Annotated in this window: 15 protein-coding genes; 9 read left to right on the top strand and 6 right to left on the bottom strand. The window is 66.4% G+C overall.

Features of this window, described 5'->3' with window-relative positions:
- The first annotated feature begins 2 nt into the window (after positions 1-2).
- The 3 genes from ACWDUN_RS09780 to ACWDUN_RS09770 are packed head-to-tail and all read left to right on the top strand — an operon-like array spanning position 3 to position 3402.
- Positions 3-1340, top strand: a complete 1338-nt coding sequence (locus ACWDUN_RS09780) for a WXG100 family type VII secretion target (protein ID WP_449927918.1) — start codon at positions 3-5, stop codon at positions 1338-1340.
- Positions 1337-2074 (top strand): hypothetical protein, encoded by a 738-nt coding sequence (locus ACWDUN_RS09775; protein WP_449927916.1) that lies wholly within the window; start codon positions 1337-1339, stop codon positions 2072-2074. Before ACWDUN_RS09780 ends, ACWDUN_RS09775 begins: the two co-directional genes overlap by 4 nt.
- Positions 2071-3402 carry a hypothetical protein gene (locus ACWDUN_RS09770; RefSeq protein WP_449927914.1) on the top strand — a complete coding sequence of 444 codons (1332 nt, stop codon included), beginning with the start codon at positions 2071-2073 and terminating at the stop codon, positions 3400-3402. Before ACWDUN_RS09775 ends, ACWDUN_RS09770 begins: the two co-directional genes overlap by 4 nt.
- 80 nt (positions 3403-3482) lie before the next feature.
- Here the strand turns inward: ACWDUN_RS09770 and ACWDUN_RS09765 are convergent, their stop codons facing one another.
- Together ACWDUN_RS09765 and ACWDUN_RS09760 are read right to left on the bottom strand one after the other, a co-directional pair.
- On the bottom strand, positions 3483-4280 hold the full coding sequence (locus tag ACWDUN_RS09765; protein WP_449927912.1) for a family 1 encapsulin nanocompartment shell protein: 798 nt from the start codon (positions 4278-4280) through the stop codon (positions 3483-3485).
- Entirely contained in the window at positions 4277-5287 is a 1011-nt protein-coding gene (locus ACWDUN_RS09760) for a Dyp-type peroxidase (protein ID WP_449927910.1), read from the bottom strand. The genes ACWDUN_RS09765 and ACWDUN_RS09760 overlap by 4 nt, the downstream gene beginning before the upstream one ends.
- Before the next feature lie 50 nt (positions 5288-5337).
- On the opposite strand from ACWDUN_RS09760, the gene ACWDUN_RS09755 reads away from it, so the two are divergent.
- Positions 5338-6585 carry a M18 family aminopeptidase gene (locus tag ACWDUN_RS09755; RefSeq protein WP_449927908.1) on the top strand — a complete coding sequence of 416 codons (1248 nt, stop codon included), beginning with the start codon at positions 5338-5340 and terminating at the stop codon, positions 6583-6585.
- Here the strand turns inward: ACWDUN_RS09755 and ACWDUN_RS09750 are convergent.
- Positions 6582-7235, bottom strand: coding sequence for a hypothetical protein (locus ACWDUN_RS09750; protein WP_449927906.1), 654 nt, complete (start codon positions 7233-7235; stop codon positions 6582-6584). The two genes, ACWDUN_RS09755 and ACWDUN_RS09750, sit on opposite strands and share 4 nt — an antisense overlap.
- A gap of 22 nt (positions 7236-7257) precedes the next feature.
- Between ACWDUN_RS09750 and ACWDUN_RS09745 the strand changes: the two genes are divergently transcribed.
- From ACWDUN_RS09745 to ACWDUN_RS09730, 4 genes are read left to right on the top strand one after another with little or no spacing between them, the layout of a single operon-like run.
- On the top strand, positions 7258-7605 hold the full coding sequence (locus ACWDUN_RS09745) for a VOC family protein (RefSeq protein ID WP_449927904.1): 348 nt from the start codon (positions 7258-7260) through the stop codon (positions 7603-7605).
- 47 nt (positions 7606-7652) lie between these two features.
- Positions 7653-8855, top strand: a complete 1203-nt coding sequence (locus tag ACWDUN_RS09740; RefSeq protein WP_449927902.1) for a cation:proton antiporter — start codon at positions 7653-7655, stop codon at positions 8853-8855.
- 33 nt (positions 8856-8888) lie between these two features.
- On the top strand, positions 8889-11162 hold the full coding sequence (gene purL, locus ACWDUN_RS09735; RefSeq protein WP_449928793.1) for a phosphoribosylformylglycinamidine synthase subunit PurL: 2274 nt from the start codon (positions 8889-8891) through the stop codon (positions 11160-11162).
- The gene (locus ACWDUN_RS09730; RefSeq protein ID WP_449927899.1) at positions 11159-12883 is read left to right on the top strand and encodes an alpha/beta hydrolase; all 1725 of its coding nucleotides are present in this window, start codon (positions 11159-11161) and stop codon (positions 12881-12883) included. Before purL ends, ACWDUN_RS09730 begins: the two co-directional genes overlap by 4 nt.
- Here ACWDUN_RS09730 and ACWDUN_RS09725 read toward each other — a convergent pair.
- Both ACWDUN_RS09725 and ACWDUN_RS09720 read right to left on the bottom strand, forming a co-directional pair.
- Entirely contained in the window at positions 12880-13302 is a 423-nt protein-coding gene (locus ACWDUN_RS09725) for a PPOX class F420-dependent oxidoreductase (protein WP_449927898.1), read from the bottom strand. The genes ACWDUN_RS09730 and ACWDUN_RS09725 overlap by 4 nt on opposite strands.
- Positions 13303-13342: 40 nt before the next feature.
- On the bottom strand, positions 13343-14551 hold the full coding sequence (locus ACWDUN_RS09720) for an MCE family protein (RefSeq protein WP_449927896.1): 1209 nt from the start codon (positions 14549-14551) through the stop codon (positions 13343-13345).
- A gap of 17 nt (positions 14552-14568) precedes the next feature.
- Between ACWDUN_RS09720 and ACWDUN_RS09715 the strand changes: the two genes are divergently transcribed.
- Positions 14569-14949 (top strand): sterol carrier family protein, encoded by a 381-nt coding sequence (locus ACWDUN_RS09715; RefSeq protein WP_449927894.1) that lies wholly within the window; start codon positions 14569-14571, stop codon positions 14947-14949.
- On the opposite strand, the gene ACWDUN_RS09710 is transcribed toward ACWDUN_RS09715, so the two are convergent.
- Entirely contained in the window at positions 14946-16262 is a 1317-nt protein-coding gene (locus ACWDUN_RS09710) for a DoxX family protein (RefSeq protein WP_449927892.1), read from the bottom strand. The two genes, ACWDUN_RS09715 and ACWDUN_RS09710, sit on opposite strands and share 4 nt — an antisense overlap.
- Positions 16263-16323: the final 61 nt, after the last annotated feature.

Here is a 16323-nt window from a genome sequence, read left to right as displayed (position 1 = left end):
GCATGCTGCCTTCGCGTTCACGCCTGGTGAGTTGGAATCCCGACTCGTTGATTCCTGCGGCGACCACCATTCGAGATGCGGGCGGCTCAATCTACGAAACGGTCCGCAGTCTCGATGACCGGATCGATGCCATGCCCGAATCTCGCGAATGGGCGGGTCAAGCTCAGGTCGCCGCGCAGTCCATGTTCACGCGTGCGACCGACAGGGCATCGTCGTTCAAGAACTATGCCGAGTCGTTTGCGGATGCACTGCGAAGCGGAGGAGCAGCGATCGGTGCTGCTCGAACCGCGCTGCTGGCGGAAGCCGACGCAATCGATGCAGGGGAATTGAACGTCACTGACCAATGGGTGGTGATGATAGACCCTGCGGGTATGTCTGCTGAGAAGGCCGCCGCTCTACAACAGCAAGCGCAGACCGCGCAAGCTGAGATCAACGAGCTGCTACTCGCCGTCGGACAAGCGGACGATCAGGCGTCGACGAAGTTGATGCTGGCACGCCAACACGGCGCTCCCTTTCAGAATCTGGAGTACGGCCCACCAAGTCCAGTTCCGGCGGTGCCCGGCGACGACGTTCCGGATCCGTCGACTCCGGAGGGAAAGCAGTTCCAGGACATCGCAAGCGCGCAAGATATGGCGACGACTATTCGTGATATCGACGAGTCGACGGACCGAAATGGGAACCGAATAACCACCTACACGATGCTTGACGGCAGCAAGCAGATCGCCACGGAATACATCGATCAAGGGCTGCCGAGCGCGCAAGTTTATCCTGCAGGAACTGTGCGGGTTCTGCACGTTGACAAGAACAACAAGTGGATATCGGACACGATGACGACGCCGCGGGAGGACGGTGGCAAGCTCACGGAGATATCGTGGGGCGACGGAACTCACATGTCCATTTCGCAGAATCCGGACGGCACGCAAACGGGAAGTTGTACGACCGCAGAGGATTACGTGGTATTGCCTGATTCGTTTTTCCAAGATCCGATTCCGACGCTGGCCGGCGGTGCGCTTTCGGGACTTGAGGTCCAGGCGGGTAAGGGCATTCAGGGGCTAAGTCCTGCGGCCCTCGATGGCCTCAAAGCGGGTGCAAAGTTTGGTGGTCCCGCAATGGGAGTCGCCCAGACCGTGTTGGGCATGTACACAGCAGACACAGTGTACGAACGTTGTGTCGCGGCATGGTCGGGTGGAGTCGGGCTGGCAGGTGGTCTCGCTACATCAGTTGCAGTGGGTGCGATACCCGGGGTCGGCCCCTTCGCCGCCATGGGCGGAAACGTAGCTGGTGGTTTCGTGTTCGGATACGTCGGAAAGTTGGTCGGCAACGTGTTGTGTGGGCCATGAAGACGACGATCGCGAAGATCTTCCTGCTGCTCCTGTTTGCGCCCTTGGGCGTGTTCTGTCTTGTGTGGACAGCGCTGTATCTCAGCCGCGCGGAGTTGGCCTCGGCGATCGTGTCGTTTGGCTTCGGATCATTCACTCTTGGTCTAGTCGCTCTGTTGATCGTCATCGCGCGGCGAGCGGTCAGGCCGAGAGCCGCGATCGACCGGGGCGGTCTACTGATCCGACCTGACGTGCGGGTGGATGGCCTACTTGTCGGTGCGACGGCGGGCGCATTCTTGGCGATGCTCACCTATGCGGTCTGCGCACCGATGGGTCTGATCAAGATTGCAGTACCGAGAGACGACGAAAAGTATTATGTAATCGCCTGCGTCGTAGCAGTTGTGGTAGGAGCGTCCTCGTTGAGGCAAATCGTTCTCAGGCGAGGGGCGAACTACCTCAGATTGACGGAGGACGGACTTGAGATGGGCAATACGATGACGTCCGTCGTGCGTGCTTGGACTGCGGTGACGGACATCTCGGATAAGCCCGAGAAGGCCCGACAAGCTACGGGTACGACGTACATCAAGACTTCCGATGGCCAAACACGGGATATTCCGTCTGATTGGTACACACCAAATGGTCAGGCACTCCGTGAATTGCTTCGGTTCTACTGGCAGCATCCCGGTGCGCGCGGCGAGTTAGCAGATCGCCGCGCGGTCGATCGCCTGTCGGCGCAGTCGCAGGGATCTTCATGAAGCCGAAGGTTCCGGATAGATGGCAGAGCTTGATCGCCGCCCTGTTGCTGATCACCCTCGTCGGATGCACGAGCGAGACGACCGGCGGTCGAGTGGCCGTGGACGAGTCGACGCCCGAACTTCCGGAGACGGAACTGCTGGAGTCGTCCATGAGGCAACAACCGGTGCCGGGTTGGTCCACTGACATCCATTCGCTCGGATTGCCCGACGGGTCCGGGGTGCTCCCTCTGGTCAATACCGATGATCGGGCGATCATGCTGGGGGTCACGGACAAGGACTGGCGGCTCGTCGGGTTGGATATGGCCGACGGTAAGCAGTTCCTGCAACCGCTGGAACTCGGGCCGGCCGCGGATGCGGATGTTCGTTGCTCGGTCAATCGCCCGCCGGACGTGCTATGTGTCTGGATCCCAACCGATTCCGCCGCGCCGTCGCGCGCCGTGGTGATCGATACAGACACCGGTCAAGTCAACTTCGACGGTCCAACCGAACTGCGCGCTTCGTCGAGCTCAGATGGTCCTCGTCTTGAACAAATCGGCGATTACGCAGTCGCGACGGTCACCGACAAGGGCGTGTACGGGATCGGCCCTCGCGCCGAATTGACGTGGTTCGTCCCAGGTGATGGCATTCTTCCGACGCAGTTCACCGAACCTCAACGCGATACCGCGGCGCCCGTCCTCGCGATCCAGGGTGACGGCGCGACGGGTGACGTGGTTTTCTCCGTTGCCGATGGCAAGGTCATCAATCCCGAGGTTGCCGGCGACGTCGACCTCGGTCAGGCGATGGTTTACCCGAACGGGTTTGCGTACGAATTCACTCCAAAGGCAGACATCACGAAGGAACGTGTGGCCTTCTTCGATAACGCCGGCAGGAAACTGCGGGAATTCAACTCCGATGGAATCCTCGAGATCGGGTCGCCCGATCTACCTGTTGTCCTGACTCCGCGACACGAGTTTGTTACCACTGTCGATGGAGAAGAGTTACTGGAACTGCCCAGGACACTTCCGAGCTCTGAGGCACGTCTGATTGCCTCGCGCTTCTTCATCTCCAGTGATTCGGGTCACGAGTGGGATCAGTTCGACCTTCGGAGCGGCGATCCTGGCAAGTCTTGTCAGGGCGACTATCTCGGTGCTTACTACCTGGGGTCGGACGGTGACGTGGCAGTTTCTGTAGGTGAATTAACTGTCCTGCAGGGTGTTGACCTCGCCACCTGCGAGACGCTGTGGGCGCTGGACGGGACGCCAGAAGAAGTTGTCCGTGTCTGGCGAGTCCACAACACTCTCGTGCAGCGGAGCGGCGACAAGCTGTTCTCGCTTGTCGCTGCGGCGTAGTGCTGCCCCGCGAGCGTGCGCATTCTCTCGTTCCACGCCGCGTGTCGGGCTGCAGACACGCACGCTCGGCGGGAAGGTGGCTAGCTGCTCAGCGCGACGACGGCCTCGGCGGTGTACGCGAGGAACGTGAACGTCTCCTGCAGGTACAACTGCACGGTCTCGGCGTCATGCGACAGATAACCGATCGACACGTCGGTGCCCAGCTGCAGATCGAAATCGCCGCCGCGGGTGGACAATACGAACGCACCGTCGATCGCCGGCGCCCAGATGATCTCACCGTCGACCAGCCGGTTCAGATGCTCACGGATCGGATAGCCGTGCGCGGTCGTCTCGCTGACCTTGGTGTACACATCGGCCGACAGCAGCACGCTGTAGGGCCCGTCGACACCGGCCAGTCGCAGCTCCGAGAGCGCCTGGCTGATGACATCGGGGATCTCACGCGGATCCTCGGGCAGCGCCAGATTCGGGCATGAGCTGGCCCTGCGGATACCGTCGATGGACGCCGCGGCATAGCCCTCGAAGATCGCGCGGTCCTCGGCGAAGGCCAGCTTCTTGGCCGCATCCTTGACCGCATCCCAGTCCGAATCCTGCGATCCGCGTTCGACATCGTCGATATCGCGGCGGGCGATGGTGAACGGCACCCGCAGCCGCACCAGGGGACGGGCCTCGCGCAGATGTGCGATCACGCCGTCACCGGGTGAGGCCACATCCAGCAGGTGGCCGGTGCTGACCGCCGCGGTCACCGGGCCGCCGGGCTCGCTGACATCGACCACCCGTCGGCCGGCGATGTGCCGCTTGAAGGTTCGGCTGGCCTCCAATTCGATCTCGGCCCAAGCCGATTCGGTGATGGGGGCCAGTTCGCGGTACAGGTTGTTCATTGGCGGGTTCCTTTCAGGCTGCCGATCGCAAGCGAGTAGTCGGTGCGCACAACCTCCGCTGTGGTTTCCGGGATCGGCAGCGGCGGTGGGTCATCGAGGAAATCGATGGTGGGCACGAAGAACATTGCGCCGGTGACGGCGGTGGAGAAGTCCAGGATCCGATCGGTGTTGCCCGGCGGGTCACCGATGAACATGTTGGTCAGCATCTGCTCGGTGACCGCGGGCGTGCGCGAGTACCCGATGAAGTACGTGCCGAATTCGCCCGTGCCGACGGTGCCGTAGGGCATGTTGCGCCGCACGATCTTCAGCTCGTTACCGTTGGCGTCGGTGATGACGTTCAGCGCGATATGCGAGTTCGACGGCTTCACGTCATCGTCCATCTCGATATCGTCGAACTTGGTGCGCCCGATCACCTTCTGCTGCTCGTCGACCGGCAGCGCCCGCCACGCCGTCATGTCGTGCACATACCGCTGGATGTGCACATAGCAGCCGCCGGCGAAGTCCGGGTCCTCGGCGCCGATGCGAGTGGCGTTCTCGGCGGTCGTTCCGGTGGGATTCTCGGTGCCGTCGACGAATCCGAGCAGATCCCGGTTGTCGAAATAGTTGAACCCGTGCACCTCGTCGACCACCGTCACCGCCCCGTCGAGCGCCTCGACCAGCCGGCCGGCCAGTTCGAAGGCGACGTCCATGGTTTCGGCGCGGATATGGAACAACAGGTCGCCGGGCGTGGCCGGGGCGTGATGGCGCGCACCGGTCAGCGCGATGAACGGGTGCAGATCGGCCGGGCGCGGCCCGGCGAACAGCCGGTCCCAGGCGTGCGACCCGATCCCGGTCACCACCGACAGATTCTTCGAGGGGTCACGGAATCCGATGGCGCCGACCATCCCGGCGATCTCGGGTAGCAGATCGTGCACCGCCTGCTCGCCGCCGTCGTCGATGGTGGCGACCAGGAAGATGGCCGCCGACGTCAACGGATTGACCACCTCTTGGGGCAGCGGCTCAGGCACATTGCGACCCTAGCGTCACCCGGTGCGACCGCGCGGGCCAAGATACAAAGATGGCAGCTAGCCCCCAGAGCCTGTGCGCGTTCATCGATGCCTCGCCGTCGCCGTTCCACGTATGCGCCACCGCCGCGCAGCAACTCGGCGCCGCGGGCTACACCGAACTGTCCGAGGCCGACGCCTGGCCCGCCCGCGGGAAGCACTTCGTGGTGCGGGCCGGTTCCCTGGTGGCCTGGGACTCCGGTGTCGGGGACAGGCCGTTCCGAATCGTCGGCGGGCACACCGACAGCCCGAATCTGCGGGTCAAGCAGCATCCCGACCGGGTGATCGCCGGCTGGCGGGTGGTGGCGCTGCAGCCCTATGGCGGCGCCTGGCTCAACTCGTGGCTGGACCGGGATCTCGGCATCAGCGGGCGACTGTCGGTGCGAACGGGCAATCGGATCGAGCATCGGCTGGTCCGGATCGATGACCCGATCCTGCGCGTCCCGCAACTGGCGATCCATTTGTCCGAGGACCGCAAGGGCGTCAGCCTGGACCCGCAACGCCACGTCAACGCCATCTGGGGCGTCGGTGAGCGCCGCTCGTTCCTCGGCTATGTCGCCGAGCGGGCCGGTGTCGCCGAACACCATGTGCTCGGCTTCGACCTGATGACCCACGACCTGATGCCGTCGGCGGTCACCGGTGTGGACGGCGATTTCGTCAGCGCCCCCCGGCTGGACAACCAGGCCACCTGCCACGCCGGGCTGGAGGCGCTGCTGGCCGCGTCACCGACCGACCATGTGCCGGTGCTGGCGCTGTTCGACCACGAGGAGGTCGGCTCGCAGTCCGATCACGGTGCCCAGTCCGATCTGCTGCTCACGGTGCTGGAGCGCATCACCCTGGCCGCCGGCGGCACGCGCGAGGACTTCTTGCGGCGGTTGTCGCAGTCGATGGTGGCGTCGGGGGACATGGCCCATGCCACCCACCCGAACTACCCGGAGCGGCACGAGCCCGGGCACCTGATCGAGGTGAACGGCGGCCCGGTGCTCAAGGTGCAGCCCAATCTGCGGTATGCGACCGACGGGCGCACCGCGGCGGCGTTCGCACTGGCCTGCGCGCAGGCCGGGGTGCCGCTGCAGCGCTACGAACACCGCGCCGACCTGCCCTGCGGATCCACCATCGGCCCCATGACATCGGCGGGCACCGGTATCCCGACCGTCGACGTGGGCGCCGCGCAGCTGGCCATGCACTCGGCGCGCGAGGTGATGGGCGCCCGCGATGTCGCCGACTACTCCGCGGCGCTGCAGGCCTTCCTGACGCCTTAAGGAAGGTCGATCGTGGTGGTGACCGTCACCACCTGAGGATTTGTCGGCGCCGAGGAGAACCCGAAGCCCACCGGCGGGTGCAGGTCAGCGGTCCCGCCCAGCGCTGTTCCGTCGAACGTCCCGGATACCGACTCGACATGCCGGGTGCGACGCACCCCGTAGTACTCGCGGCGACCGTTCCCGGCGGTGCCCGCGGTGTGCACACCGGGCACGAGCACCCCGGCGATCGGGCTGATCATCCGCAACCACCACGGCGCGCGCGCCAACGGTGCGGGCACCAGGCGCAGCAGCCTGTCGAACCGGGCGGGACCGCCGAGAATCACCGTGGCAGCGAGGTCGGCCGTGCCGACGGTCAGCCGGTCCGAACCCACCGCGGCCTCGACGGGTCCGATCCGGACACGGTCGAACGAGTATGTGGCCGAGACGAACTCGGCGATCTGGTCATCGGGTGCGAGCAGGATGCGTACATCGTCGGCGGTCTGCACCATCACATCGGCGAAAGCGCCGAACGGGGAGGACCGCCATACCCCGACCACGAACCGGATACCGGCCTCGGTGCCGAATCCGGCAATGTGGCCGTCGAACACCAACCGCTGCATCCTCCGATAGTGCCCACCGGTGGCGTCGGCCAATCCCGCCGAGGTTGTCACACGTGTGTCCTAGGGTCGAGACATGACCCTTAGCGTTGAGATGATCACGTTCGACTGTGTGGATCCCGACGGCCTGGCCGACTGGTGGTCCAAGGCCGCCGGCGGTGATGTGAACGCCGTCGCACCAGGCGAATTCGTCATGGTGACCCAACAAGGCCGTCCCGCGCTGGGCTTCCAGCGCGTGCCCGACCCCACGCCTGGCAAGAACAAGGTGCACCTGGACTTCCACTCGGGTGACAAGGAGGCCGAGGTCGCCCGGCTGGTCGGTCTCGGGGCCACCGAAACGGGGCGAAACAGCTTCGGCGAGGAGTTCCAGTGGGTGACGCTGGCAGACCCGGAGGGCAACGCGTTCTGCGTCTCGGGGACCTGATCCCGGTTCCGGAGTGAACGCCGGCACCCGCTGGCAAGATCGCACGCGTGCTGCTGTCGTTCGTCATCGTCTCGTCCGTGCTGGCCGCATGGGCGCTGTCGGCCGGGCGACTGCAGCGCTGGCGAATCACCGCACCGCTGTTCCTCGTCGTCGCCGGCGCCCTGGTGGAGTACTTCACCCACGGCTCGCTGGCAGACACGCTGAACTCCGAAACGGCTCAGCATGCGGCCGAGATCATCCTGGCCGTCCTGCTGTTCGTCGACGCCAACGCCATCCGCGACGGCATGTTCGGCGCGTACCCGCGGGCGGCGATCCGGCTGCTGTTCATCGCGCTACCGCTGAGCATGGGGCTGGCGGTGCTGCTCGGCGCCTGGCTGCTGCCCGGTCTGTCGTTGGCGACCCTGGTCGTCATCGCCTGCATCGCGGTGCCGATCGACTTCGCTCCGGCGCCGTCGATCGTGCGGGACCGCCGGATCCCGAGCCGGGTCAGGGATCTGCTCAACGTCGAGGCGGGCTACAGCGACGGCATCATCTCGCCGATCTTCGTCTTTGCGCTCATCGTCGCAGATATCGAGGCCGACGCCGGCACGGCATGGGAGGCGGTGAGCGACGCATTCCCGCACACCGCCAAGGCCATCGTGGTCGGACTGTGCGTCGGCGGGGGACTGGCGCTGGCCGCCAATCTGGCCGGGCGCTGCGGCCTGATGACCGAACAGTCCAAACGCATTCTGACCGTCGCCGCGCCGGCCCTGGCCTACACCCTGAGCCTGGGCGTGCACGCCAACGGATTCGTCGCAGCGTTCCTGTGCGGTATCGGCTATCACTACTTCCGGCGGACCGAGGACGCCGAACGTGATCTCGAACTCATCGAGGACGTCGGCTTCCTGCTGAGCGCGCTGATGTGGTTCGTGTTCGGCGGCGTGCTGCTGATCGCGTACTGGAAAGCCGGCCTGACCGTGGGCATCGTGGTGTTCTGCCTGCTCGCCCTGACGCTGGTGCGGATGGTCCCGGTGGCCATGGCGATGCTGGGGTCGCGGTTCAGCTGGCCCGAGCGTCTGCTGCTCGGCTGGCTCGGGCCGCGCGGTGCGGCGGCCATCGTGCTGGGGCTGCTGGCCTTCAATGTGCTCGACGATCCGGACGAGCACATCGTCCTGCTGACCATGGTCGTGATGGTGCTGGGCAGCGTGCTGCTGCACGGGTTCGGGGCCCCGGTGGCGGCGCGGGCGTTCGCCCGTGCGCGGAGCGAATAAACTGTCCCGGTGACATCCGCGCACCCGCAGGAAATCGATACCGTCGAGCGCGCCGCAGCGTCGCCCGACCAGCCCCAGCCCTTCCGGGAACTGGGCCTCAAGGAGGACGAGTACCAGCGGATCCGCGAGATTCTCGGCCGCCGCCCCACCGACGCCGAGCTGGCCATGTACTCGGTGATGTGGAGCGAACACTGCTCCTACAAGTCCTCCAAGGTGCATCTGCGCTATTTCGGTGAGACCACCACCGACGAGATGCGCGCAGGTATGCTGGCCGGGATCGGCGAGAATGCCGGCGTGGTCGACATCGGCGACGGCTGGGCGGTCACCTTCAAGGTCGAATCGCACAACCACCCGTCCTACGTGGAGCCCTATCAGGGTGCGGCCACCGGTGTCGGCGGCATCGTCCGCGACATCATGGCCATGGGTGCCCGCCCGGTCGCGGTGATGGACCAGTTGCGTTTCGGTGCCGCCGATGCGCCCGACACCCGCCGGGTGCTCGACGGCGTGGTGCGCGGTATCGGCGGTTACGGCAACTCCCTGGGCCTGCCCAATATCGGCGGTGAGACGGTCTTCGACCCGTCCTATGCCGGCAACCCGCTGGTGAACGCGCTGTGTGTGGGCGTGCTGCGCAAGGAGGACCTGCACCTGGCCTTCGCCTCGGGCACCGGGAACAAGATCATCCTGTTCGGCGCCCGCACCGGCCTGGACGGTATCGGCGGGGTGTCGGTGCTGGCCAGTGAGACCTTCGGCGGTGACGAAGGATCCGGTCCGGGTCGCAAGAAACTGCCCGCCGTGCAGGTCGGCGATCCCTTCATGGAGAAGGTGCTCATCGAGTGCTGCCTGGAGCTCTACGCCGCCGATCTGGTGGTTGGCATCCAGGACCTCGGTGGGGCTGGATTGTCATGTGCCACTTCTGAATTGGCCTCCGCCGGCGACGGTGGCATGCGGGTGGAGCTGGATGCGGTCCCGCAGCGCGCCGCCGATATGACCCCGGCCGAGATCCTGTCCAGCGAATCGCAGGAACGGATGTGTGCGGTCGTCACACCGGAAAACGTCGAGAAGTTCCTGGCCGTCTGCCGCAAATGGGATGTGCTGGCCAGCGTCATCGGCGAGGTCACCGATGGTGATCGCCTCGAGATCACCTGGCATGGTGAGACCGTCGTGGACGTGCCGCCGCGCACCGTTGCTCATGAGGGCCCGGTGTACCAGCGCCCGGTCGCGCGCCCGGACACCCAGGATGCGCTGATCGCCGACACCTCGGCCAAGCTGGCCCGCCCGGCCACCGGCGAGGAGCTCAAGGCGACCCTGCTGGCGTTGCTGGGCAGCCCACACCTGTGCAGCCGCGCGTTCATCACCGAGCAGTACGACCGCTATGTGCGCGGTAACACCGTGCTGGCCGAGCATGCCGACGGTGGTGTGCTGCGCATCGACGAGCAGACCGGCCGCGGTGTCGCCATTTCGACCGACGCCTCGGGCCGCTACACCCAGCTCGACCCGTACACGGGTGCGCAGCTGGCACTCGCAGAGGCCTACCGCAATGTCGCGGTGACCGGGGCCACCCCGGTCGCGGTGACCAACTGCCTGAACTTCGGCTCGCCGGAGGATCCGGGTGTCATGTGGCAGTTCTCCCAGGCGGTCCGTGGGCTGGCCGACGGCTGTGCTGCACTGGGCATCCCGGTCACGGGCGGCAACGTCAGCTTCTACAACCAGACCGGCAGCACCGCGATCCTGCCCACCCCGGTGGTGGGGGTGCTCGGCGTGATCGACGATGTCGCCCGGCGCATCCCGACCGGGCTGGGCAACGAGCCCGGCGAGACGCTGCTGCTGCTCGGTGACACCCATGACGAGTTCGACGGGTCGATCTGGGCGCAGGTCACCGGCGATCACCTCGGCGGGGTTCCCCCGAAGGTCGACCTGGCGCGCGAGAAGCTGCTCGCCGAGGTGCTGACGGCCGCATCGCGCGACGGGTTGGTCTCGGCCGCACACGATCTCAGTGAGGGTGGCCTGATCCAGGCCGTCGTCGAGGCCGCGCTGGCCGGTGAGACCGGTGCCCGGCTGGTGCTGCCCGAGGGGGTCGATCCGTTCGTCTTCCTGTTCTCCGAATCGGCCGGCCGCGTCCTGGTGGCGGTGCCCCGCACCGAGGAGAGCCGGTTCCGGTCCATGTGCGAGGCGCGCGGACTGCCGGTGGACCGGGTGGGCGTGTCCGACGAAGGCAGCAACTCGCTGGAAGTCCAGGGGCAGTTCACCATCACCCTCGACGAATTGCGAGCCACCTCCGAGGGCGTGCTGCCCGGGTTGTTCGGGTGATCGACGGGACCAGACTCCGCCACCCATTGTTGGTCTGGGCGTGGAGGCTGGTCCGTCTGGACTTCGGTGGCTTCGCCGTCGGTGCCCTGTTCTTCTGTCTGTCGCTCACGCCTTCGCTGCTGCCGCGGGACTGGTTGTTCGCCGGGTTGATCGGCGGGATCAACGCCGCCATCGGTTACGGCATCGGCGTCCTGTTGTCGAAGCTGCTGCGCCGCTTCGTGTTGCGCGGACGGTCCTGGTGGCCACCCGACAACCGGGCGCTGACCGTGCTCAAAGGGCTCGTGGTGGCCGGTGCCCTGACGGCGGCGGTGGTCATCCTGGTCCCCGCCGCTCGGTGGCAGCGGCAGGTATCGACGCTGATGGGTATCGAGGGTCCGTCGACGCCGAGTTACCTGCGCACCGCCGTGCTGGCCGTGCTGTTCGGCGCCGCCTGCATCGCCACCTGGCGAGTTCTCATCGATCTGGTCAAACTCCTTGCACGCATGCTCATCCGGCGCTGGCGCCTGCACAGTGAGGTGGCGTTCTTCATCGGCACCGCGCTGGTCGTGGTGCTGGTGGTGATGCTGGTCAACGGTGTGCTCTACCGTGGCTTCCTGGCCGGCGCCAGCCGCGTCTTCCAGCCCCAGAACGCCACCAGCGCCGCCGATGTCAGCCGTCCCACCGCGCCGGAACGCTCGGGCAGCCCGACCTCCTTCGCGTCCTGGGACTCGCTGGGCTATCAGGGGCGTAGCTTCGTCAGCGGCGGGCCGGACGCCGCCGAGTTGACCCGGCTCAACGGACGGCCGGCGGCCGAACCCATCCGGGTCTACGCGGGACTGCAGACCGCCGACACCGATGAGGGCCGGGTGGCGGTGCTGCTCAGTGAGCTCGAACGCACCGAAGCCTTCGACCGCGAGGTGCTGGTGATCATCCCGACCACCGGCACCGGATGGGTCAATCCCGTTGCCGCGCAGGCGGTGGAGTCGATGTACAACGGTGACACCGCGTTGGTCGCGATGCAGTATTCGTATCTGCCGAGTTGGATCTCGTTCCTCGGTGATCGCGAGAAATCGGTGGACTCGGCGCGCGCGATGATCGACGGGATCCATCAGCGCTGGGCCCGCCTGCCCGAGAACGACCGCCCGAAACTTCTGCTGTACGGCGAGAGTCTGGGGTCCTATGCCGGACAGGGAGCATTCGGCTGGCTACCCGATATCGCCGAGAAGGACTTCTCGGGCGTGCTGTGGGTGGGCCCGCCGCACGAGAGTTCGCTGTGGAGCGGGCTGGTGCAGCGCCGTGACCCGGGCACCCCCGAGGTGCAACCTCGATACGACAACGGCAGCACCGTGCGTTTCTCGCAGGCCGCCGATCCGGCCGACGTCCGGCGCGTCGCGGAGCCGCCATGGCAGGGCACCCGGGTGCTGTTCTTGCAGCACGCCTCCGACCCCGTCGTGTGGTGGTCGCCGAATCTGCTGTTCTCCCGACCGGATTGGCTCACCGAGCCACCCGGGCAGGACCGCACCGCATCGATGCGCTGGTACCCGATCGTCACGTTCTGGCAGGTGAGCGCCGATATGACCAATGCCTCCGGGGTGCCCGACGGGCATGGCCACAACTACGGCGACACCGTGCTCGACGGCTGGGTCGCGGTGGCACCGCCGCCGGGTTGGACACCGGCCGACACCGAGCGGATCCGCGCCGAACTGGAGCGCACATCGGACCCGGACGACAAGGGTGCCTAGACGTTACGGCTGTCGGCCACCAGGGCGTGCGGGTCGGTGTCGGTGTCGTCGATACCGAAGCTGATGATGCGGGTGGGCGTTATCCGGATGATTGCGGTATCGAGTTCGTCACCGGACTTCCCGACGGCGGGGCCGATCCATGCCTGTTCGGCGATGCCGCGGATCTCCAGGCAGCGCACCCGCCAGGGATCGCGGGAGTAGATGTCGTCAACCACGAAGGCCACCTTCGGGTTGTGCCCGATGTTGTGGAATTTCTGGCTGTCGGACATCTGGTATCCGGCGATGTCGATGGTGCCCAGTGTCGCGTTGTAGCTGAAACCGACTGGGCTGTTCTGCGGCGTGCCGTCGCGGCGCACGGTGGCCAGGCGGCCCAGATCGGTGGCTTCCAGGAAGGCGATCTCGTGTGGTTTGAAGGTCATGTCGCCACCGTAGAACCTCAATTATCGTTGAGGTCAAGGCTCACGGATTGATGGTGGGCGCACCGATCTGGCGACCCCACACGTACTCGGCGAAGATCGGTGAGCCGAGTTCGACATGGTTGTACGGCGCGATGGACAGGCCGGTGTCCATCACCAGATACGGTGCCGGCCACAGTTCGCGGGTGATCTTCTGCCAGCACCCCGGCCGCCCGCCCGGTCCGCCGCGGGCGTTCACGCGCGGCAGGTTGTCCGGGTACACATAGGGGTTGCCCACCCCGCCGAGGCCGAAGATGGTCCCTGCCGACGCCAGCGAAAAGCCGTTGTCGCCGCCGAAGACCTGTGCCATCAGCGGAGCGGCGTCGTGATAGTTGCGCAGCGTGCAGAACAGTTGCGGGCTGTAATAGTCGAACAGTGTCGCGGTGGGGATCAGGTCCTGGGCGCCGCGTATCAGATAGGGGCCCCCGCGCGCCATGATGTCGGTCCCGGTGTCGCCGACGCCGATGGCCGCCATCAGCGCTCGATCGACCGCGCCGCGTTCGGTGTGGACCGTCGCGGCGGTGGTGGCCGCGGCGGCCAGCGCATCGAACATGTCCGGTCCGGCGTCGGCGTAGGTGTCGGCCAGCGCGGCCAACCCCCGCACATCGCGGCGAAACTGCGGCATCTGTTCGTTGAGCGCCGCCAGGATGGTGTTGCCATCCGACAGGGACCGGCCGAATCCGTCGCCCATCCCGTTCAGCGCCTGCGCCGTCGCGGTGAGTGTCTGGTTCAGCAGCACCGGATCGACCCGCTCGGCGATCGCCATCACCGTCTCGAACAGCGAGTTGAACTCCGTGCTGACCCACCTGGCCGTGATCTCACCGCCGACGCCGATCCGTTGTGCGACAGGATCTTCGGGTGAGCTCAGCGCCACGTACTTATTGCCGAAGACGGTGGTGGCCTTGATCTCGGCCGCGATATTGGCCGGCAGCAACGACAGATGACGGGGGTCGACCTGCAGGGTGAGTCGGGCCTGACCGGACGGCGTCGCGGCGATGCGGCTGACGCGGCCGATCTCGACCCCGTTGAGCGTCACCTTCGATCCCGGGTCCACCACCAGGCCGGCACGCGGCGACAGCAGGGTGAGATCGACCCGGGACCGGAACTCGCCACGGAACTGCTGGTAGATCAGTACTGCGGCGAGGGTGAGCAACACCAGCGCGATCGCGCCCGCGCTCCGGTACGGCGGTGCCGACCGGTCGGTGAGGGCCACTTTGCGACACTAATCCGATGGTGGCCCGTCGCACGGTAGATCCGGCAGAGACACGCGCCGCGGTGCTGGCCGTGGCGGACTGGTTGCGCGACGACCGACACCCCGCCCCGCAGCGCGCCGAGCTGGCGGCCGCGGTACGGCTGACCGCACGCACGTTGGCCGCGCTGGCGCCGGGGGCCAGCGTCGAGGTGCGGATACCGCCGTTCGCCGCGGTGCAGTGCATCCCGGGTCCGCGGCACACCCGTGGGACGCCGCCCAATGTGGTGGAGACCGACCCGCGGACCTGGCTGCTACTGGTCACCGGGCAGGCCGGGATGGACGCCGCCGGACTGCACCTGTCGGGGTCGCGGGCGGCCGAGATCGCGCAGTGGCTCCCGCTGGTCGCCTTGGACGACTAGCGGAGGTAGGGATAGTCCTGCACCCAGTGGAAGCCGCGGTTGCGCAGCGGGAAGCTCGACAGGTCGACCGCGTCCAGCGAGATGCGGACCGGGCGTCCCTGGACTTCGCCGGTCAGTTCGAGGCGATCCGGCGCCGGCCGGTCGAAGCGGAACTCGGCGAACGGTGCCGGATCCGGGACAGGGGCGGTCATCCCGTCGGGCGGCGGTAGCGGGGTCGTCATCGCGATGCTGCCGGCCGCGGTGTCCACCTGCACCGGCGCGTCACGCAGGCTGCCGTCCATCCGTTGGATGGTGGCCACCTCTTGCTTGTCGAAAACCAGTTTGTCCCATCGAAATTCGTCGGTGGTCAGCGGTGCCGAGGGGCGCCCGTCGACCTGGAAGTCGGTGACTGCCCAGATGCCGTAGAGCTCGGGTTTGGTCCGGCCGTCGCCGTACTCGTGCCACGATTGCCAGCCGACCGCGGCGAAGCCGATCGCGATCCAGATGCCCAGGACCAGCTGCGCGGCGGTGGCCATCCGGTTCGGGCGTTCCGCGGCGAACAGCAGCGGAACCGGCGCCGGGTCGCTTCGTCGGTTCAGCACAAGCACATTCGTCAGCCGCCGCATATGCGGTGCGAGCAGGACCAGGCTGATCAGCAGCAGGTGGAACGACAGGATCTTCACCGGCACGTCGAAGGCCATGTTGAGCAGGAACACCTGCCCCATGCCCAGCAGGCTCAGCAGCGCACCCAGCACCGCGGTCCGCGGCCAGAACAGCAGCAGTCCGGCCACCACCTCCACCGCGCCCAGGGCCATCTCGTAGGGATGGGAGCTGCCCACCTGCAGCCAGAGCACCGACATCGGGCTGAACTGCCCGTAGGGCTGCAGCAGACTGGCCAGCGGTGGCGCGGGCATCTGGGTGGGAATCAATTTGGCGAAACCGTAGAGCAACATCTGCCCGCCTAGGCACAGCCGCAGGAACATGGTGAACCACACGGCAAACCGGGTGTAGTCCGTGCGTCGACGGTCCAGGACCGACCACACCGCGGTACCGGCGAGCGCGATCAGCAACAGGCACGCCAGCGCCACCCAGATTGCGGCCTGGTCCCCGCTGCCCGAATCCAGCCGCAGTGTCGTGTCGACGCCGAACAGGGTGCGGCCCACCCAACCGGTCACCGGGTCGGTCAGCTTCATCTGCCAGATCACGGCCTCCGGTGGCAGCCACAAGGCGAACACCCCGACGGACGCGTAGGTGATCTGGGCGAACCACAGACAGAACACACCGAAGTACAGGACGCAGAACCGGAATGCGACCTTCGTCACTGGATGCCACACGTCAGCTGACGGTAGTTCCCGGACACGGGCACCGACATGGGGCTGTCCCCCGTTCGCGGTG

This window comes from Mycobacterium sp. NPDC003323 (assembly GCF_053589535.1).
Note: the sequence above shows the minus strand (reverse complement) of the source record. Positions and strands in the feature narration are given on the sequence as shown.